15 protein-coding genes are annotated in these 20,044 nt (G+C 41.8%); 10 read left to right on the plus strand and 5 right to left on the minus strand.

Annotation, left to right across the window (positions count from 1 at the left end; all coding sequences use genetic code 11):
- Positions 1-23 precede the first annotated feature (23 nt).
- Positions 24-992, minus strand: a complete 969-nt coding sequence (gene cysM / locus EPB74_RS04950) for a cysteine synthase CysM (RefSeq protein WP_274903098.1) — start codon at positions 990-992, stop codon at positions 24-26.
- A 476-nt stretch (positions 993-1,468) separates the two neighbouring features.
- On the opposite strand from cysM, the gene EPB74_RS04955 reads away from it, so the two are divergent.
- From EPB74_RS04955 to tsf, 9 genes are all read left to right on the plus strand, one after another.
- Positions 1,469-4,975, plus strand: a complete 3,507-nt coding sequence (locus tag EPB74_RS04955) for an ATP-binding protein (RefSeq protein WP_274903100.1) — start codon at positions 1,469-1,471, stop codon at positions 4,973-4,975.
- 133 nt (positions 4,976-5,108) lie between these two features.
- Complete coding sequence (locus EPB74_RS04960) at positions 5,109-5,921, plus strand: crotonase/enoyl-CoA hydratase family protein (protein WP_274903101.1); 813 nt, start codon at positions 5,109-5,111, stop codon at positions 5,919-5,921.
- A 262-nt stretch (positions 5,922-6,183) separates the two neighbouring features.
- On the plus strand, positions 6,184-7,443 hold the full coding sequence (locus EPB74_RS04965) for a multidrug effflux MFS transporter (RefSeq protein ID WP_274903102.1): 1,260 nt from the start codon (positions 6,184-6,186) through the stop codon (positions 7,441-7,443).
- Positions 7,444-8,109: 666 nt separating this feature from the next.
- Positions 8,110-10,344 carry an ATP-binding protein gene (locus tag EPB74_RS04970; protein ID WP_274903103.1) on the plus strand — a complete coding sequence of 745 codons (2,235 nt, stop codon included), beginning with the start codon at positions 8,110-8,112 and terminating at the stop codon, positions 10,342-10,344.
- A 20-nt stretch (positions 10,345-10,364) separates the two neighbouring features.
- Positions 10,365-10,727: a response regulator gene (locus EPB74_RS04975; protein WP_079690884.1), complete on the plus strand. Its 363-nt coding sequence runs from the start codon at positions 10,365-10,367 to the stop codon at positions 10,725-10,727.
- Positions 10,728-10,773: 46 nt separating this feature from the next.
- On the plus strand, positions 10,774-11,223 hold the full coding sequence (locus EPB74_RS04980) for a chemotaxis protein CheX (protein WP_274903104.1): 450 nt from the start codon (positions 10,774-10,776) through the stop codon (positions 11,221-11,223).
- Positions 11,224-11,271: 48 nt separating this feature from the next.
- Entirely contained in the window at positions 11,272-11,721 is a 450-nt protein-coding gene (locus tag EPB74_RS04985; RefSeq protein ID WP_274903107.1) for a chemotaxis protein CheX, read from the plus strand.
- A 374-nt stretch (positions 11,722-12,095) separates the two neighbouring features.
- Positions 12,096-12,893, plus strand: a complete 798-nt coding sequence (rpsB, locus tag EPB74_RS04990; RefSeq protein ID WP_274903109.1) for a 30S ribosomal protein S2 — start codon at positions 12,096-12,098, stop codon at positions 12,891-12,893.
- Positions 12,894-13,119: 226 nt separating this feature from the next.
- The gene (gene tsf, locus EPB74_RS04995; RefSeq protein ID WP_274903110.1) at positions 13,120-14,004 is read left to right on the plus strand and encodes a translation elongation factor Ts; all 885 of its coding nucleotides are present in this window, start codon (positions 13,120-13,122) and stop codon (positions 14,002-14,004) included.
- 332 nt (positions 14,005-14,336) lie between these two features.
- On the opposite strand, the gene EPB74_RS05000 is transcribed toward tsf, so the two are convergent.
- The 4 genes from EPB74_RS05000 to hflX all read right to left on the minus strand — a co-directional run bounded on the left by EPB74_RS05000 (position 14,337) and on the right by hflX (position 18,875).
- Positions 14,337-15,161, minus strand: a complete 825-nt coding sequence (locus tag EPB74_RS05000) for a lytic transglycosylase domain-containing protein (protein WP_274903111.1) — start codon at positions 15,159-15,161, stop codon at positions 14,337-14,339.
- Between the two features lie 591 nt (positions 15,162-15,752).
- A complete protein-coding gene (locus EPB74_RS05005; RefSeq protein ID WP_274903112.1) occupies positions 15,753-16,442 on the minus strand; it encodes an LrgB family protein in 690 nt (229 codons plus the stop codon).
- A 22-nt stretch (positions 16,443-16,464) separates the two neighbouring features.
- Positions 16,465-16,899 (minus strand): CidA/LrgA family protein, encoded by a 435-nt coding sequence (locus tag EPB74_RS05010; RefSeq protein ID WP_274903120.1) that lies wholly within the window; start codon positions 16,897-16,899, stop codon positions 16,465-16,467.
- A 488-nt stretch (positions 16,900-17,387) separates the two neighbouring features.
- Entirely contained in the window at positions 17,388-18,875 is a 1,488-nt protein-coding gene (gene hflX, locus EPB74_RS05015; protein ID WP_274903121.1) for a ribosome rescue GTPase HflX, read from the minus strand.
- Positions 18,876-19,242: 367 nt separating this feature from the next.
- Between hflX and EPB74_RS05020 the strand changes: the two genes are divergently transcribed.
- Positions 19,243-20,043 (plus strand): lysophospholipid acyltransferase family protein, encoded by an 801-nt coding sequence (locus EPB74_RS05020; protein ID WP_274903122.1) that lies wholly within the window; start codon positions 19,243-19,245, stop codon positions 20,041-20,043.
- The last annotated feature ends 1 nt before the right edge of the window (position 20,044 follow it).

A 20,044-nucleotide genomic window follows, 5' to 3' on the forward strand; every position in this document is an offset into this window, starting at 1 on the left:
GATAATTCTACCTAGTGGTTGACTTATAGAGCTACGTTGTCAGCATTTTCTATGCTGTCATCGATATTATATAGTCCAGTGGACAAATAACGATCACCGCGATCACAGACGATAAATGCTATGACAGCGTCAGGGTTTTCTTTAGCTACTTGTATGGCGGCCCATGCAGCTGCACCTGAAGATACCCCAGCAAAAATTCCTTCGGTTTTGGCAAGCTTACGCATATAAACTTCAGCGACGCGTTGATCAATATCCATGATGTCATCAACCAAGTCCGCTTCAAAAATACCCGGCATATAAGCGGCAGGCCAACGGCGAATACCAGCGATAGATGCTTCTTCATCAGGCTGTAAACCGATAATTTTCACCGCAGGATTTTGCTCTTTTAGATATTGTGCGACACCGGTGATGGTGCCAGTGGTACCCATAGAGCTGATAAAGTGAGTGATTTTACCATCAGTTTGTGTCCATAGTTCAGGACCTGTGGTCAGATAATGTGCCTGTTTATTATCAGGGTTATTAAATTGATCGAGCACAATGCCTTTACCCTCGGTCTGCATCTGTAATGCCAAATCGCGCGCTGCCTCTATACCATCATCCACTTCAATTAACGTGGCGCCATAAGCAATCATAGCGTCTTTACGTTCTTGGGTTGAGTTGGTCGGCATAAATAAGGTAATCGGATAGCCGCGCATTGCCGCGACCATAGCTAAAGCAATGCCGGTATTGCCGCTGGTCGCTTCAATCAACATATCACCAGGCTTGATATCGCCACGCTGCTCAGCTTGATAAATCATGTTAAATGCAGGGCGGTCTTTTACAGAACCGGCAGGATTGTTACCTTCGAGCTTGGCTAGCAATACCGAACCATTGGCAATCTGCTCTTGCTCAGGCAAACGCTGCAATTTGACCAATGGCGTTTGACCGACACAATCAGCAAGCTTAGTGATTTGAGTAATAAAGTTGGCGTTTGACTTGGCCGTAGCGGACATAAAGTATCCTTATTAATTTTTTAAAGAATGTTCTCTTAAAAGAACTGTCTGTTAAAAGAACAATCTCTTAAATGATAGTAGGGCATTCATTCGCCTTTTAAACGGCGGTTTTATGATCAAAATACGTTTTTATTATTTGACAATAGGGTCATACCACCATGTTCAATCACCATTTATTAATAATGTGCCAACAATAATAAGTGAATAGATTACGACTGTCAGGTGTTTATTGTGGCAAATGAAAATTTGCGCCATTATATCATTTTGTTTTCAGCTGCGCTTAGCGCATAAAGCTTTATCAATGATTGTTTAACAGCCGCTTATAGAATCCTGTTAAGATAATCTCAAACGATATTTAATGGTTTTTTCTTATTAAGCACTTATCTGAATAATTGATTAATAAGTCATGAATAGTTCGTTAATAAGCGCCTCATAAAATATCTATCGCAAAAATATCAGTGGAGATTGAATCTAGCATGGCTTACAAAAAACGTTTTGATACCAGTAGTGCCTATGGTCAGCTGATTATATTGGTGTTTTTGCCAATTTGTTTACTGGCGGCAGTAGGTGGTATTTTGGTGTTTCATGAAACCATGCGGGCCAGTGATTCAGAGCAAGAAGTATTGGCCGAGGCGGTACTCATCCGTTATACACCAACGATTGTGGAGCTTGTTCCGGAACTATTGGAGCAAGAGCGTGAAAAGGCAGAATCGGAAAGAGGCAATGGTAATACAGATAGTACTTCGCCAGCCGCGATGGCGGCGCTAAAAAGTATTCAAGATAGATTAGGGCGCCTGCAGTCGGAGCAGCATGTGCAGCGTATCGCCATTATTAATCAGAACAATCAAGTACTGGCAACGGTAGGCTATGGTACTGATGAGGCGTGGCCAGAAATAGACCCATCAGAGCGTTTTTTATCACAAAAACCAACGCCCATCGGTACCGCTTACGGCAGCGTATTGGGCGAGTTTGACGGTCAGCAGTTGTGGCTATTGATTGATATGGATAATGAGCCGCTTTATATCGCCCGCTATCGTATCGCGATGGCATTGGTAATTACTGGCTTATTCACTATTTTAATCTTGCTGCTGAGCCTGAATATCTATTCAAAACGTTGGATAGCGCCAATCTATGAGCTACGTTTGCAGCTGCAACGTACCCATGTCGACAATCTATACCAACCCATTCCGGTTGAATCGAATGGTGAGCTGAATTTGTTACAACAAGATTTGGTTAGAACATTACGCCGTTTACATGGGAGCTTTCAAGAGCTTAAAGACCATGCGGAGCAAACGGAAGATGATTTACGTTTGGCTTTTGATGAAATGGAAATGCAAAACATCTCTATTCGCAATGCGCGTGATGCGGCAATCTCAACCAGCCAAGCCAAATCGGCATTTTTAGCCAATATTAGCCATGAGCTACGTACGCCATTGAATAGTATTGATGGTTTTATTAATTTGCTCGCGCGTCACGGTGAGCTCAATCCTGAACAAGACTTGTATGTGCAAACCATACGCAAATCGTCCGCTCACTTGTTAGCATTAGTGAATGATGTATTAGATTTTTCCAAGATTGAAGCAGGTAAATTGGTGCTTGATCGCCATGAATTTGATTTGTATGAGACCATTTATGATGTGGTGGATATGCTGTCGCCAGTGTCTGCAGAAAAAGGTCTGCGTATGGCGGTACTGTTTTATAACGACGTGCCAATGCGTATCAACGGTGATGCTTTACGACTTAAACAAGTACTGACCAATATCGTCGGTAATGCGATTAAATTCACCGACAGTGGTGATGTCGTGGTGCGCGTCAGCTTAGATGATCATCAGGACAATTATTTGATGATTAGCGTGCAAGATAGTGGTAAAGGTATCTCACTATCTGATCAAAAGATGCTCTTTCAAAGCTTTAGCCAAGGCGATCCATCCATCACGCGTCAGTATGGCGGGACAGGATTGGGTCTGGTCATCTCCAAGCAGTTGACGCGATTGATGGGTGGCGATATTGGTTTTTATGATAATGTACAAGAGAATATCTCCAATCAAGGGGCGACGTTTTGGTTCCGTATGCCAGCGCATGTTGATGTGCTAGAAGCAGCGACGGGTCAAACGATTGAATTACCAGTTCTAGCGCCACTGGCGAGCGCCAATGATGAGTTCAATGTTTTGGTCTGGATCAATCATAACGCCTCGTTACAAGTGCTCAAAGCCAGCTTGCAGTACTTACCGATTAAGCTGATCCAAGCAAACTCATTGCCAGGTGTGCTGGAGTCTTTAAAAGAGCGGGGCAATTATTGGGACTGGGTCATCGTCGATGATGATACGCAAGATGATATGATGGCGCTGCTCAAACAAATTCGCCTGCATTATCAAGGCAAGCTTGCGGTATTTGGCTATCAAGTTGCCGCCGATCAAGCGCTGCTCAATCGTTACCATGCCAATATCTTGTATGAGCCCTTAGACAAAAGACAACTATATGCCATGCTTGATACGCAAAAGCGTAGCGCACCGACAGGTATCCCAGAACCACGTTGGAAAGGCGTTACCGTATTGGCAGTTGATGATCATTTGCCAAACCTACTGGTGCTAGATGCCCTGCTGAGTGAGCTTGGTATTCATGTAATCACAGTGAGTAGTGGTTTTGACGCGATAGAACTTATTAGCAAGCAGCAAACCAAGAATATTAAAACCGCCAAAACTGAAAAACAAAGTCTGTCGAAAAAGACCCAGCTATCTAAAGCTGAAACGCGCGATGATGTTAATAAAACAGCGGCTGGCTCGCTACATCTTGAAGACGTCACTATAGAGGAGAAAGGCGCTGTGCAGCATAAAGACAGTATTGATCTTATCTTTATGGATATTCAAATGCCGCGTATGTCAGGACACGAAGCGGCGCGGCAAATTCGCAATATTGAAGCGGCTGACAGCCATATTCCTATTATTGCATTGACCGCACATGGACTAGCTGATGAGCGTGATAAATTAATCGCCAGTGGCATTAATGACTATGTGGGCAAGCCTATTAGCCAGCCACAGTTGCTACAAGTGCTGCAAAAATGGCTTGGGCGCACTGCATCGCCTTCACCATTAACGGCAGTAAACGAAGACCTTTCAAAAAATCATGGCCAACAAAGCAGTAATTTACAAGCTTTGGAATCGAAAACCAACCATTCTCAAAATGCTGGTTTGCAGAGTACTGATTCCAAAGGTACTGATTTGCAAAATGCGATGACGCAACCTTCTTCAGCTGCATATTCAGACGCTACAACGCCTATTTATCAAATGATTAAAAGGAATGAGTCAAATAGTGATAATGCTGCCAAGATACGCAGTCGGCAAAAGATTACTCGCCCTTTATCACTGAAGAAAATTCGTGATGACTATTTGCGTGACAGTCAGCCGCGTGAGGATTATAGACGTGAAACCTTGCGCGAAAATCAGCCACGCTATGAAAATCTGCGCTATCAAGAACAGGGACAAGTACCATTGAAGACGCACGCTTTCCAAGCGGTCGACAGTATTAAAGATGAAGTACTAGAAAATACAGACTTAAACGCACGCGTGTTTGATAGCTTAGATATTCTAAACTGGCAAGATGCACTGACTCGCTCAGCCAATAAACCGGATCTCGCTGCCAAGCTGATTATTATGATGCTCGATACCATTAATGATGAAAAGCAGGCATTGACGCAAGCATGGGAAACGCGCAATCGTAGTATGCTCGGGCAAATTGCCCACCGTATATTGGGCGGCAGTCGTTATACTGGAGTGCCGCAGTTACGCCAAGCCAGCCAAGATTTAGAGGATAAGTGCTTACTAAACATTCAACATACCACGCCTGCGCAGTTTGCGATGCTTGAGCCTTATTATGACGCCTTGTTATTAGCGTTAAATAATTTGCAAACGCTTGATTTGTCCTCTTATCCGCAGCTGAACTATCATCGTCTGAGCGAAAATGACATGACTTGGAAAATGATTTAAAGCAGGCGTTTTTATGACATTAATGATTAACCGTATCGTAGCAGTCAGTTATTGATAAGGTAGCGTAGATGCAAGGCTGTTAATATCAGTCTGTTCACGAACTATTATATTTATTTTATTATTAAGGATGATTATGCATACTATCGCCACCTACCAGTATGAAACATTACAAGTCAGCGCGACCGACAATATATTAACCGTGACCATCAATCGACCAGAGAAAAAAAATGCCATGAGCTTTAAGGTGGTCAATGAGTTAATCGCGGTAGCAGGTCGCATCAGTAAAGACAAAACGATACGTGCGGTTATTCTTAATGGTGCAGAGGGGACATTTTGTGCCGGTATTGATTTAGGCGATTTAAACCACCCAAAAAATCAAGCATTTGCTCTATGGGAGCTTGTCAAACCTTGGCAGAGTCTATTCCAGCGCGTTTGCTTGGTTTGGCGTGATGTTCCAGTGCCAGTCATTGCCGTGTTGGAAGGATATTGCATTGGTGCAGGCTTACAATTGGCGCTGGCGTGTGATGTACGTATTAGCCATCCTGAGTGTAAATTATCTATTATGGAGGCTAAATGGGGTTTAGTGCCTGATATGGGCTTGACGCAATCTGGTTTTGGCGTGGTACGAGCTGACGTCTTAAAAGAGCTGGCAATGAGTGCGCGTACTATCGATGCAGAGCAGGGTAAAGCGTTGGGGCTAGTCAGTCATTGTAGCGAGACGCCGTTAGAGCAGGCACAACAGCTCGCTGCTGAGTTTGCTGAACGTTCTCCAGATGCGGTGCTGGCAAGTAAGCGTGTCGTCAATGCCATGTTCCAGCAGTCAGCGACGACATTATATAAAGAAAAAGTATGGCAATTGAAAATGATGTTTGGTCGTAACCGTAAGCTTGCGCTTAGAAAAGCGAAGCAAGCCAGCACCGTATTTAGCAAACGCCAATTCCGTTAGGAAAAATTCGACATATATTGACTAATGATTTTAGTTGTGAGTTTTTGTTTTATTCACATGATACCTCTATTGAATTATAAGCAGACAGTGCGATATAAGACTGTCTGCTCGCGTAGCGGTACATCGATATGCCTGATTGTTTTGAAAAGCTGATAGCAGTAGCACGTTAATATAAGCGTGTTTTTTTTGTTTTGAGCTGACTATATGAAACAATCAAAGCACTAATAATAAAATAATAATCACTATATCAAATGGTTTAAATATGTCTGCTCCAAAATCTCCCCTTCCCAATAAACCGATTGCTGCTGACCGAGTGCGCTCTGCCGATTTGCCTGTGGCATGGATTATGATGCTTGGTCTTATCGTCGCGGTAGGGCCATTATCGATTGATATGTATCTGCCAGCGTTACCATCAATGGCAGATGAATTTGGCGTATCGACTGCATTTATGGCCAACTCGGTACCCGCCTATTTCATAGGTTTGGTATTTGGGCAGCTGTTTTATGGTCCATTGAGTGATCGTATTGGCCGTGTTAAACCGTTATATTTTGGTATGACCCTGTATGTCATTGCCTCTATTGTTTGCGCGACGACTAACAACGAATATGTGCTGTTTGCGGGGCGTACCTTACAGGCGCTCGGTGCTTGTGTAGGCGCGGTTGTCACCCGTGCGGCGATTCGTGATCGCCTGACTGCCAAGCAAACTGCCAAAGCTTTTTCTATCATGATATTGGTGATGGGTTTAGCACCGATATTAGCGCCGTCACTCGGTGCTGTGTTTTTACAGTTTTTTAGCTGGCACTCTATCTTTTGGTTTTTAGCCGCTTTTGGTACGCTTAACTTATTACTCACTAAGTTTTTCTTTTTTGAGACGCTTAGCGAAGAGAACCGTAATGTGCGTCCAGCCAAAGAAATACTCAGTCAATACTGGGACTTATTAAAGGATCCTACCTTTAACTACCCAGCGATTGGCGGCGGGTTATTGATGGGGGCGATGTTTGTCTATATCAGCTCTGCCTCTGAATTAATCATGGATACTTATGGCATATCAGCTACGCATTTTGGCTGGCTTTTTGGTATGAATGCAGCAGGGTTTGTGGGATTGACGCAGCTGAACCAATGGCTGACCAACCGTTTTCGTATTTTGAGTATTCTGCGTTTTGGGGCGATGATGCAAGTCATTTCAGCAGGTGCACTATTTACGCTCGGTATTATGTTTGGTACAGATGCTTGGTTGCCACTAGTATTGGCCTGTATTTTCTTCTGTATTGCCGGTTTAGGTTTGACTCAGCCCAACTCGTCAGCGATTGCGCTAGCTTTTCAGAAGCGCCGTGCTGGTATGGCCAGTGCCTTGCAAGGCTCCTTAATGTTTTCAGTGGGTATTTTCGGTGGTTTAATATTAAACTTATTCCCAGTGAATCCAGTACTGAAAATCGGTATTGCGATGTTTGCGCTAATGAGCCTTGGCTGTTATTTGATTTGGCAGATAGACCGTAACCTGAACCTTGATAATGCGGATTAATTGGCTGGCAGATTCTATTTACTGGCATTTATTATTCAAAAGCATTCAGCACGTATCAAACGTCTGAATGCTTTTTTGTGCTTATAAGAAATTTAGTATTATAAAAAAAATAATTTTACAAAAATGTATTCATATTTATTACTATATATAAAAGTAGATATTAAGCTTTAATAAAAGTCAAACAAAAACATTGCATTCACAAGTTCATTTAAGTATGATAAAAAATGTAATTTTGTGTAATAAAAGACCTACAAATATATCGTGAAACCTTACCAGATTGTAACCCCATTACAATCAGCAAATAAGTTATTCGTTCTTAATCATTTTATTCAAGAGTCTGCTTATCTATGACTCTATAAAAATCTTATCTGACTTTATCTGAGCATTTCAATGTATGCCTTTATGTGCCTATATTTGTGTGCCTGCAGCAAAATAGCAAGGCTATTGTTATGCCATAATTTTTAAGAACTCTGTTTTTCTTCAATGTATAGGCTCTTAATAAGTTATACAGTCAGCGAACTTATACGGCACCAAGGACTAGGATTGCTAAAAGAGTGAGCTAAATGCCACCTGTCTTATTCTAAGAAGATTATGGCGTTATTTAAGTTATCAATAATTCAAGTTTTTAATCTAATTTTATGCTCTATTTAAACAAGGAAGTTAATTGTGGATGCATCATCTTCGCGTTCAAATTTAGAAATCCCAAAAAACCGTTATACATCCATTATCGTCTCTGTCGTTATCTTCTTATTGCTAACCTCAGGCGTTTTGGTTACCAGTATTTATAACTCACTGAAGATTCGTGACTTGCGAGCAGGCTCTGCGCTAAGTTCGAATATCCGAAGTGATATTCCAAAGCTAACTCAAGAGATATACCTGCTGAATATCATGCGTCAGCAGCAGCAACCTGCGTCAGCGCTACAATCACAAGAAGCAAAAATAACCAAGCTGACAGCAGAAATTGATAAAGAAATTACAACGCTTAGTAGAGGCGGTAGTGTCGCTATTCGTGACGATGAAGATATTTATAAGCCTTCAACGGCGCCTGATCAAGTCAAGTACGTAAAAGATGCCTCAAGCCTGTGGACGCCTTATAAACAAGAAGTAAGCCGTTTTGTAAGTTCACCGTTGGCTTTAGCGGCTAGCGCTTTAGAGAGTAAGTTTGGAGAGAGCACGCAAGGTATTTATGATAATGCTACTGGTCTTAGCAATAGTTTAAGTAGTGAGAACGGTCAGCGTGCTGGCTTTCTACGAAACCTACAGATTTTTGGTATTTCTTTCGCAATTTTATATTTTATCATCTTCGTATTATATTTTGTCCGTCGATTAAAATCCTCTGATGAAGAACTGATAACTGCGCGCCGCGAAACACAAGAAATCATGGAAACGGTAAATACGGGTCTATTTCTGCTAGATAAAGATTTGAATATTGGACAGCAGCATTCACGCGCACTGAATGGCATTATTGGTGCAGACAGATTGTCAGGAGAAAACTTTGCCGATGTACTGCGCGGGCGTATTTCAGATAAAGATTTGAAAACCACCCGTCAGTTTATCGAGCAATTATATAACCCACGTGTGAAAGAAAAATTGGTTGATTCTTTGAATCCATTGCATAAAGTGATGCTACACAATACGTCTGGCGAAGACAGTGCGACCAGTCGCTTCTTAGACTTTAAGTTTTCACGCGTTTATGAAGATAAAGATATTGCGCGTATTTTGGTCAACGTTAATGACGTCTCAGATGCGGTTTATTTAGAGCAGCGCCTAGAGAAAGAACGCTCGCAAAATGACATGCAGATTGAGATGCTAACGACCATCTTAAATGTTAATCCAAAAATTATTAACGAGTTTATTAGTAATACCAAAACCCATATCGATAAGATGAACAACATTTTGAAAAACCCTGGTAGCTCGCAATTTGAGCTCGAAGGTAAATTAAAGGCTATCTATCGTGAAATGCACAGCTTAAAAGGTGAGGCTTCTGCGCTTAAACTGCACAGCTTTACCAAGATTGCATCAGACGCTGAAGACAAACTTGATGCGCTACAGAATCAAGGCAAATTATCAGGCAATAACTTCTTACAATTGGCGGTACATTTAGATGACTTGCTCAGCCTTTCGAACACCATTGAAACGTTGAGTGAGCGTATCAATCAAGCCGCGCCAAAAGCTAATGCAAAACCTGTTGTATCAACTGCAGCAGCTGTGAAAGCTGCACCGATAACTGAGCGGTTAAAAACTACCACGCCTCGATCAAGCGTTGGCAACAATAAAGTAGCTGATTTCTCTCCTAATAGTATAAATGTTGAAGGCGGTAATGAAATTGATTTGAGTGATGAGTCAGATGATGAGCAGTTGTCTTATTATCAAGATTTTGCCCAAGACATCGCAGTAAGACAAGGTAAGCAAATACAGCTTAACGGCCATAATTTGGCGCACGTAAACATACCTGCACACCTTAAGCAGCCGATTAAAGAGATTAGCATTCAGTTATTACGTAATGCTGTGGTACATGGTATCGAGTCACCTGAAGCGCGTCAGTCAGTAGGTAAATCTGTGGTCGGTAGTATCGACTTAGAGATGCAACGTGACAGTCAAAACTTAATCATTGCGCTACAAGATGACGGTCAAGGTATCGACTACGAAGGTATCCGTCATAAGCTAGTTGCAGATGGCCGCTTTGAGCAAGATGCTGCCAGTCAGCTGACTCAGGGTGACTTACTCAAAACATTATTTGCTTCTGGCTTCTCTACTAAAGAGCATGCCGATGAAGATGGTGGACGCGGTGTGGGCTTAGATGTCATCAAGGCGTTAGTTAAGGAATATAAAGGTAAGCTCAATGTTAATAGTGAGCTTGGTCAGATGACACGTTTTGTCATTACGCTACCTGCTGCTTAATTAAGGAAAATAGATAAGCTATGTACAAATTAATGATTGTTGATGATTCCAATATTATTCGCAACCGTATTCAGCGCGCTTATGATTCTGGTCAGTTTATGTTGGTTGCTACGGCAACCAGCGGTGTCCAAGCCATTGAGAAATTCAATATACACCGTCCTGATGTGGTTACGATGGACTTAACCATGCCGCAAATGGACGGGCTTGAGTGTATTGAAAAAATCATTGCGATTGACCCCAATGTCCGCATTTTAGTGGTATCAGCATTGTCTGATAAATCCACTGGGATTGAAGCCTTATCACTGGGTGCTAGCGGATTTTTATGCAAGCCTTTTTCAGAAGAAGAGCTGGTAGAGTCTTTGTATGAGTTGGTACAAGACTGATATTGTCCAATAATTTAAGTAAATACCTTATTAAAGAACACACATTATGAAAGAGCAAAAGTTACAAGTTTTTGTGAGTATTATCACCAACTATTTTAATCAGTTTGGTAATGAAGAGCTTATTGTAGATACGCCGTATTTGCTAGAAAACCAACAACCTAAAGTTCACGATTATACCGGCGTCATCGGTATATCAGGGGTGCAAAAAGGGGTGGTTTATTTTTCTGCCACCAGCGCGCTATTGGATAGCATTCTAGATAGCATGGGCGAGACAGATAAAAGTGAGGATAATCTGGTAGACCTTGTCGGAGAGGTTGCTAATACCATTTCGGGTAATGCTCGTAATGAGTTTGGCCCAGAATTCCACATTTCTGTACCCTTCGTATGCAAAGGCTCACCGCAAAGTATTATTTTGCCTAAAAGTGGACGCTCTTTTATCATTCCAGTGAGTTGGCGCGGTCAAATCGGGGAGATTGTGGTTTGTTTGCAGGACTAATACAATACCTCGTGACGATAAATATGTAAATATGGACGATGAACTATTATGGTTAATGTAGAAAAGTTAGGCGTCTTTTTAAGCTCAATCAGCGCATTCTTTGCGCAGATTGACGATGAGCCAGTGGTGATTGATACGCCTTATTTGCATAGCAATAAAAATGCCGTGGGTTACGATTATAGCGGCATGATTAAGATATCTGGCCCGCTTGAAGGCTGTGTTTATGTCAGCGCCCCTAGCAACTTGTTGCGCGAAGTGATCAAAGTCATGGGCGAGCCTGATTCATCAATTACGATGATGAAAGACTTATTGGGTGAGATGGCAAATACCATTTCAGGTAACGCCCGTGCTGAGTTTGGCGCAGATTTTATTATCTCACCGCCTAAGATTATTGAGGGAATACCCAGTATTCCTTATTTACCAAAAGATCGTCAAAGCTATGTGACGCCATTTACATGGCATGGCTACAAGGCCGTCATAGGTATTTGCATCGCTTAATCTAAAGCTGCAAGCTACTTCTTCTTTTTTCTGAATAAAAACGACGTTGAGACGTCGTTTTTTTATGCATTATCATCACCTTAAACCTTATAATAGCGCTAGCAGTCGCTAAGCGTTATATGATAAAATACAGCCCAGCTATTTTTATCCTACAGTATTCTGTACGTTCAAATCATAGCTCAATTTTTTTTAAACCAACCCATCAACCAATGACACACACATCATGGCAAAAAATTGCTGGGTGTTTGGCGACTTGATTAATTTGCTTCACGGCTAGGTGTTTTATTGATATACCTAACTAATAGCAAATGCGTGTCGCTAGATAGGCAGTTTTTGTGATGTGGAGGCATAACCCAACCAACAGGACATTTAACATGGCTACAAAGAATCCAACCAAAATCGAAATGCGCGACCTATTACAAGCCGGCGCTCACTTTGGTCACCAAACACGTTTTTGGAATCCAAAAATGGGTCCATATATTTTTGGTGCCCGTAACAAGATTCATATCATTAACCTAGAGCACACTGTAAAAGCGTTTAACGAAGCATTGACTTACGTAAACGGCTTAGCTGCTAAGAAAAACAAAGTATTGTTTGTTGGTACTAAACGCGCTGCAAGTGGTGTTATCCGTGAGCAAGCAGCACGCGCTGGCATGCCTTACGTTGACCATCGCTGGTTAGGTGGTATGTTGACTAACTGGAAAACACTACGCCAGTCAATCAATCGTCTAAAAGAGCTTGAGAAACAAGCAGAAGACGGTACTTTCGCTAAGCTAACCAAACGTGAAGCGCTAGAGCGTACTCGTGATATGGAAAAACTTGAGCGTTCACTAGGCGGTATTAAAGACATGGGCGGCCTACCTGACGCTATCTTCGTTGTAGACGTAGATCACGAAGCGATTGCTATCAAAGAAGCTAAAAATCTAGGTATCCCAGTTATCGGTATCGTTGATACCAACTCTAACCCAGATAACGTTGATTACATCATCCCAGCAAACGATGATGCTATCCGTGCCGTGACTTTGTATGTAACTTCTATGGCTGATGCAATCATCGCTGGTAAAGAATACGCACAAACTCAAGCCGGTGGTAAAGCTGAGCAAGAAGCGCCTGCTACTGAAGAAGTACCAGCTGAAGCTAAAACTGAAGAAGCGGCTACTCCAGCAGAATAAATCGCTGACCGATATGGTTTAACTTTGTAAGGATGCCTTGATAGTTTATCTATTGGCAGCCATATAACGTTACTAACAGCATGGAAGTTTATAATAGGCATGATGTAGTTTTACTCGTCATGCCTTATTATTAAGCCGCCAAACAGAATTTAAATGTGTCATGTATTTAGATATCGTACACTCTCATACATAACAATACTCACATACATAATAAAAGGTAACTCTTATGTCAGAAGTAAAAGTATCTGCCAAAATGGTAAAAGAATTGCGTGACCGTACTGGTCTTGGCATGATGGAATGTAAAAAAGCGTTAGAAGAATCAAACGGCGATGTTGAAACTGCCATTGATAACCTACGTAAATCTGGTCAAGCGAAAGCCGCTAAAAAAGCCGGTAACATTGCAGCTGACGGTGCTATCATCATCGCTCAAGGCGACAATAAAGCATTCTTGTTAGAAGTTAACTGCCAAACTGACTTCGTGGCTAAAGACGAAAACTTTACTAAATTTGCAGAAAAAGTAGCTAACCTTGCGTTAGAAAACAACGTCACTGACGTCGCTGCTATCTCTGAACTGCCTTATGGCGATGGTCAAACCGTTGAAGAAGCGCGTGTATCTTTAGTACAAAAAATTGGTGAGAACATCCAAATTCGCCGTGTTGAAACCTTAGAAGGCGCTAACATTGCATCATACCGTCACGGCTTACGTATCGGTGTAGTCGTTTCTTATGAAGGTGGCAATGCAGATACTGGTAAAAATCTTGCCATGCATATCGCTGCATTCAACCCTGTTGCAGTAGATGATGAAAGCGTAGATGCTGATGTACTAGCCCGCGAAAAAGATATCATCGACGCAAAAGCTCGTGAATCTGGCAAGCCTGACAACATCGTTGAAAAAATGATCGAAGGTGGCTTACGTAAGTACCTAGACGAAGTAACTTTACTACGTCAGCCATACGTCATGGACAATGAGAAAAAAGTTGGTGACGTACTAAAAGCTGAAGGCGTAAAAGTACTTGGCTTTAAACGCTTAGAAGTCGGCGAAGGCATCGAGAAAAAACAAGAAGATTTCGCGGCTGAAGTTGCTGCTACTCAAGCATTAGCTAACAAGTAATTTATACATTTTGTTGTGAGTACTGATGGTGTTTTTGCTCAGTACTTATAGGTTTGTTTTATAGTTGTTTCACGTATATTAATTTAATAACTATGAAGCAGCCACGCACAAAAAAGCCCGTTATTTATTTAACGGGCTTTTTTTTTATGCTTCATTTTTAAGCTGTTTATAGTGGAGTCACTTTAAAAACGATACCGTGCTATGGCTATAACTTTTCTTGCTTGCTGTTCGCAGGCGTGACAGAGGCTGCAAAAATTTATAGCCGTAACACGTCACTACCATCGTATCGCTTTTATTTCGAACGGACTATAGTATGGTGCCAAGTATCAATACTAACGTAATGCCAAATAAGCAGAATTGGCATAACTGGCGCTATTACTATTACTACTGGTGCCATAACTGACGTTTTGCATGCCACTAGCGTTATTGGTATTAGTAGAATTGCTGTTATTAGCGTTCATCGTATTGCCAGATAGTCCTGAGTCGTTTTTATATAAACTATGATAACGGCTCATCACACTTTTGACATAATTACGCGTTTCTTTAAAAGGTGGAATGCCGTTATATTTATCAACGTTACCTTCACCAGCGTTATAACCGGCAACCGCAAACTCTACGTTGTTATTAAAACGTTTCATTAGCCAAGCGATATATTTGGCTGAGCCTTCAATATTATCAGCAGGGCTCCAAGGATTACTCACCTTAAATCGACGTGCCGTTGCTGGCATCAGCTGCATCAAACCTTGTGCACCGACTGGTGAGCGAGCGTTAGGATTAAAGGCAGATTCAGTATGCATCATGGCTTTCATAAGTGCCGGATCGACACCGTGGCGCTGGGCTGAGGCAAGAATATAGCTATCATAAGAGTTGCGAGTACCGCTGCTGCTTGCAGAGCTACTGCCATAGTTATTGCTGCTAGCGCTGCTACTTCCACTATCATATAGATTAGAGTCTTTATAATAAGTGACTTTTACTTTTTTGGTAAATTTATCAAAATTACCACTGGGATTGACGTTGGTTAGGAGTACTTGACCACCTTTATCTTTATAGATGTACATATTGCCTGCTTGAGCGGCAATCGGTAGGCTAGATAGGACGACGGTGGTGAGTAAAATAGGTGACAAGCAGCGGGTGACTAGAGGTGCAATATTTATCATAGGGTTATCACTTTTTATCGAGTAGTAGCAAATTGCCTTGCTCATGGACGCATCGGTTTGCGCAACAAAGCGGTTATCCTGTCTGCAAGATTTATAGTCACCAACCTTTAGTGCTACAACGCAAAACCACGGCTAACAAAACCAATTGCAATAGATACAAAAAATAATAGTTGCTTACTATAACATAAAATAACTTATGACTATATCTGATTGCCGCTATAAACTGCCGAAACAGATATTTAAATTGTAAAAATTTTTAATGAAATCAATATGCTATTACAAGGTACTTGATTAAGGATCGATGTACAGCTATATCATTGCTGTTGCCAGTATAAGATAAAATAAATACCTTGCTAGCTATGTGCTACTGAAAAAAAATCTTCTGGCTTACTGTTTATAAGCTTGGTTTAATAGAAAAAAGTGATTTCAGCAATACTTTTTTTGTTTTTCAAGTAAATCGATTCTATAAAAATACTGATTATCTAAAGCATCGTAGATATTTTGGACTTTACAATTATTCTATTTAAACAGGTAAAGAGTATTGAAAGCAGATTAACGAGCTTAAGCGCATAGTGCAGTCATAAAGTGAGCTTAAACAGTTAGGGCAGTAATAAAAATAGGTACCCAAACAGCGGTGACCAAACCATTGACTGCCAAGCCAAATGCCGCGTAACGTCCAGCTGTATGACTGATCTGCCAGGCTTCTACCGTACCAAATGCATGAGCGGCCAAGCCAAGCGCTAAGCCTTTGGCACGGTCGTCATCGATGCCAAGAAACAAGAAGCGCGCTAACGTACCGCCAATGATCCCTGAGACTATAATAATCAGATTCGCCATCGCTAGAGGCGCTTTGATCAAATCTGCGATACTCAAACCAATCGGTGTGGTCACTGAACGGGTGGCAAAAGCCAATATCGTATCGTTGCTCAGTGAAAATAGATAGGCCAATGACATCGGTAACAACGCCCCAACTAGACTAGCCATCGCGACAATGATAGAAAGTTTTTTGACTGGCAAGCCTTTAAAGTTCATGGCTGCTAAAGGTACGGCTAATAACACTGTGACGTAGCCTAATAGGTGATCAAATACAGGTTTGGCCGCGCTATAATAATGATTATAATCCCATTGTAGAATGAACAAAAACAATACCACCAATGCCAGTGCTGTAATCACCATTGGCAACCATGATAGTTTGCGTGCCAGTACGCGAGCTATCACGTGTGCTACTAAGGTTAATAATATCGCAGCAAGGGTGGTCATAAACATACTATCAAAACTCATAAGATTCCTTTGTTCATACAGCTTAAAGCTGTTCCTTCTGCTTATTGGTAGTGGTGCTATCACTACTAGCATCGCGATTGAGCCAGCGGTTGGCAAGTATCGCCAGTCCCCAAAGTGGTATGAGCGTACTAATAATCATCGTTAGCATTACGCCCCATAGCTCATCACCTAAGGCGAATAACAGCAAACCTGCACCCGCAGATACCGGTAAAAAAGCAAAGCCACTATCAACCAATAAAGTATTACTAGCTCGGGTGAGCCAGCTAGGTAGACCTTTAATCAACCGCCAAACGATCAGGATAGAAAACATCGTTAGCATACCGACGATATTGGCAGCTTTTTCGATTCCTGCCCACTGACAGACAATCACTGCTGACTCACGAACAATGATGATCATCGTTAGTGTCAACAGCAATGCCATCCATAAGGGTATTTTTGAAGAATGGGTAGACTTCATAAGCAATTTCGGCCAAGTCATAGATAGAAAGAAAGATAGATGAGAGAGTTAAAATATTAGTGAGGATAGTCTCACGAATAGAATCAATTATAAGCGTATGGGTTTTCCATTTTTAAAATGTGAATCCTACGTATCAGTATTTTTAAAGGCATAAAAAGCGATTATATAGAGAGTGGCTCAACTAATAAAGTTTATAGGATAATAGCGCTTTCTATCACTTTGGACGGACTGTGAAATTTAGTACTATAGTTAATACACTTTAAAAAGAATATAGCGTTGCTGGAATGAATTTTTCGAAGCCTCTGGAGTGCAAAACGCACAGCAAGCGAGGAAAACTCATTCCAGCAAAGCACTGTTTGACTTGTATCTTTTTTTATTTAGAGCTGACTATATATACCCTATAAAAAATGGACGATATCAATTGATACCGTCCATTTATAGTTAACCACACCATTTTAAGCAGCCAGCTATTTTAGAACACTGGTCATTTAGCGCTGTGAATCAAGAGTTTGCGTTGTTTCCACTTCAGACCCTAGATTATTTTCAGTTAGAACTTCTGACGATAATGCTTCAGAATTTAAGGCATCAAATTCATCAAACGCTTTTTCTTCTGCTTCGGTCATCGTCTGCTCTTCATCCTCGTCAGGCTTTTCAAACTCTTCAAGTATCGGCATCAGTAACGTCGCTTGTGCTAATGGCAATACATCCGAAGGCTCTAAATTTGCTTGACCAAGTAGCTGTCTGAGCCTATCGCTTGGCAAGCGAATCGTTAAGCATTCATGACCGCTGTCATTGTAGCTCTCTTCTTGAATAACGCCCAGCTCATACAAGGCGTTTTTTAACTGACCCGCATTATAAGGTAGCGTCAAATCAAACGTGGTCAATGTGCCAGTAAGTAGCTGCTGGACGGCTAATGACAACTCTTCCATACCTAGATTTTCTCTAGAAGAAACATACACACGGTTAGGTTGACCTTCGCTAGCATAACCGATATGTGCAGGCTCATCGGTTAAGTCGATTTTATTATAGACATTGAGCACGGGTACATCGTTATCGATTTTAGACAGCACGTCTTTGACCGCTTGAATTTGCTCATGCATGTCTTCACTGGAGGAGTCGATCACATGTAGCAATAAGTCTGCTTCTAAGGTTTCTTCTAATGTTGCATGAAAAGATTCTACTAGCTCATGTGGTAAATGACGGACGAAACCAACGGTATCGACCAATACCACACGACCAACACCTTGCCAATCTAAACGGCGTAAAGTGGGGTCGAGCGTTGCAAAAAGTTTATCGGCAGCATAGATATTTTCATCGACTAAGCGATTGAATAAAGTAGACTTGCCAGCGTTAGTATAACCAACGAGCGAAATGGTTGGCACGTCTGACTTTTGCCGTCTGGCTCGACCTTGCGCACGTGTCTGTCTGACTTTCTCAATTCTAGATTTAAGCTGGGTTACTCGCACTTGTAGTAAGCGACGATCCGTCTCAAGCTGGGTTTCACCTGGTCCACGCAGACCAATACCACCTTTTTGACGCTCCAAATGCGTCCAACCACGCACCAAACGCGTCGATAAATGGTTAAGCTGTGCCAGCTCTACTTGTAACTTACCTTCATAAGTACGTGCACGCTGAGCGAAAATATCCAAAATCAACCCAGTACGATCAAGTACGCGACATTTTACCAAGGCTTCAATATTACGCTCTTGTGATGGCGATAAGCTATGGTTAAAAAGGACGATATCGGCATCATGTTCGCGAACCAATTCTGCTATTTCTTCTGCTTTACCGCTACCAACGAAGTATCTAGCATCTGGTCTTTGGCGTGAGCCTGTGACCAGTGCCAAACGATCAGCCCCTGCTGAGTCTGCTAATAGCTCAAATTCACCTAGATCATCAGGATCTTGGATTTGGCGGATGTCTAAATGTACTATAATGGCGCGTTCGCCACCTTCGTGTCTTTCAAAATAATCCAAAGAGTATCACCTATTCAATAAAGTAAATATATCGCTATTATCAATTCAGTAAACGTCGATATAGCGTTCATATGACCATATATATGTGGTCTCATCACTTAATGTTAAAGCGTACTAGCACAATTAGCGATGGTTTTATGTTACAAGGTTAATTATTAAATGTTCTGTCATTATAGTTACTACTACCATTATTAGCTTTTTTAATGATGATAAAATACAAATTGAGCGATAGGAAACTGAATCAAAGCGCTAACAAAAACCATTCATAACTCAGTGAACAAATCGTCACTGACTGAATAAACTTTGTTATACTCATTGCGCTTGTTTACGATATATAATCATAAGTTTTCAACCACGAGGGACACAGATGAGCCAATCTAAGTCAGGCTTTTCACTCAAACAGCAATTGGGTCGCGGCAAACAGATTGCTGGCATGACCACGACTATCGCTGGCGGACTGCGTGCCGCCCAACGTATCGGGGCCTTTAAACAGCCACCACGCGAAACACTGCCACACTATATCCAAACTTTTTGCCGCAAAATGGCAGGCTCTTTTGGCGTAAAGGTCATTGCCGTTGAGCGGGTAGAGCAACATCATGGGCTATGGGTGTCTAATCACGTGTCATGGATGGACATCCCTGTGGTTGGTACGGTAAGCCCTGCCTTCTTTTTATCCAAAGCTGAAATTGGTGATTGGCCTATATTCGGTAAGTTGGCGCAGGCGGCAGGCACGGTTTTCATTGAGCGTGGTTCTGGTGATGCAGGCTCGGTTGCAGCGCAAATTGCCAGCTTTTTAACCAAGGGCTTCTCGGTAATGTTTTTTCCTGAGGCAACCACGACAGACGGCAAAAAAATTAAGCGTATTCATGGCACCTTGCTACAAGCGGCGATAGATGCTGACGTTCCTGTGCGCCCGCTGGTGATTGCTTATGTCAATAAAGATGGTACCTTGAGTGAAGCATTACCTTATTTCGGTAAGCTTACGATGAAAGAGAGCATAAAAAAGGTGCTCGACACTAAGGATGTTACCGCTTATGTATTGCCACTTGAGCCAATAGATCCCAAAGGGTTGAGTAAAAGCCAGCTGACGAATTTATTACAGTCACGTATGCAAGAAGGCCTAGCCGAACTACATTCGCGAGTATTAACGAAAGTAGTAAAAGCATAAG

The sequence above is a fragment of the Psychrobacter sp. DAB_AL62B genome (genome assembly GCF_028895345.1).
In the GTDB taxonomy this organism is placed as follows: domain Bacteria; phylum Pseudomonadota; class Gammaproteobacteria; order Pseudomonadales; family Moraxellaceae; genus Psychrobacter.

Excerpts from the sequence above, each read along its gene's own strand:
- cysM (WP_274903098.1), bottom strand. The coding sequence starts at position 992 with ATGTCCGCTACGGCCAAGTCAAACGCCAACTTTATTACTCAAATCACT.
- EPB74_RS04955 (WP_274903100.1), top strand. The coding sequence starts at position 1,469 with ATGGCTTACAAAAAACGTTTTGATACCAGTAGTGCCTATGGTCAGCTG.
- EPB74_RS04960 (WP_274903101.1), top strand. The coding sequence starts at position 5,109 with ATGCATACTATCGCCACCTACCAGTATGAAACATTACAAGTCAGCGCG.
- EPB74_RS04965 (WP_274903102.1), top strand. The coding sequence starts at position 6,184 with ATGTCTGCTCCAAAATCTCCCCTTCCCAATAAACCGATTGCTGCTGAC.
- EPB74_RS04975 (WP_079690884.1), top strand. The coding sequence starts at position 10,365 with ATGTACAAATTAATGATTGTTGATGATTCCAATATTATTCGCAACCGT.
- EPB74_RS04980 (WP_274903104.1), top strand. The coding sequence starts at position 10,774 with ATGAAAGAGCAAAAGTTACAAGTTTTTGTGAGTATTATCACCAACTAT.
- EPB74_RS04985 (WP_274903107.1), top strand. The coding sequence starts at position 11,272 with ATGGTTAATGTAGAAAAGTTAGGCGTCTTTTTAAGCTCAATCAGCGCA.
- rpsB (WP_274903109.1), top strand. The coding sequence starts at position 12,096 with ATGGCTACAAAGAATCCAACCAAAATCGAAATGCGCGACCTATTACAA.
- tsf (WP_274903110.1), top strand. The coding sequence starts at position 13,120 with ATGTCAGAAGTAAAAGTATCTGCCAAAATGGTAAAAGAATTGCGTGAC.
- EPB74_RS05000 (WP_274903111.1), bottom strand. The coding sequence starts at position 15,161 with ATGATAAATATTGCACCTCTAGTCACCCGCTGCTTGTCACCTATTTTA.
- EPB74_RS05005 (WP_274903112.1), bottom strand. The coding sequence starts at position 16,442 with ATGAGTTTTGATAGTATGTTTATGACCACCCTTGCTGCGATATTATTA.
- EPB74_RS05010 (WP_274903120.1), bottom strand. The coding sequence starts at position 16,899 with ATGAAGTCTACCCATTCTTCAAAAATACCCTTATGGATGGCATTGCTG.
- EPB74_RS05020 (WP_274903122.1), top strand. The coding sequence starts at position 19,243 with ATGAGCCAATCTAAGTCAGGCTTTTCACTCAAACAGCAATTGGGTCGC.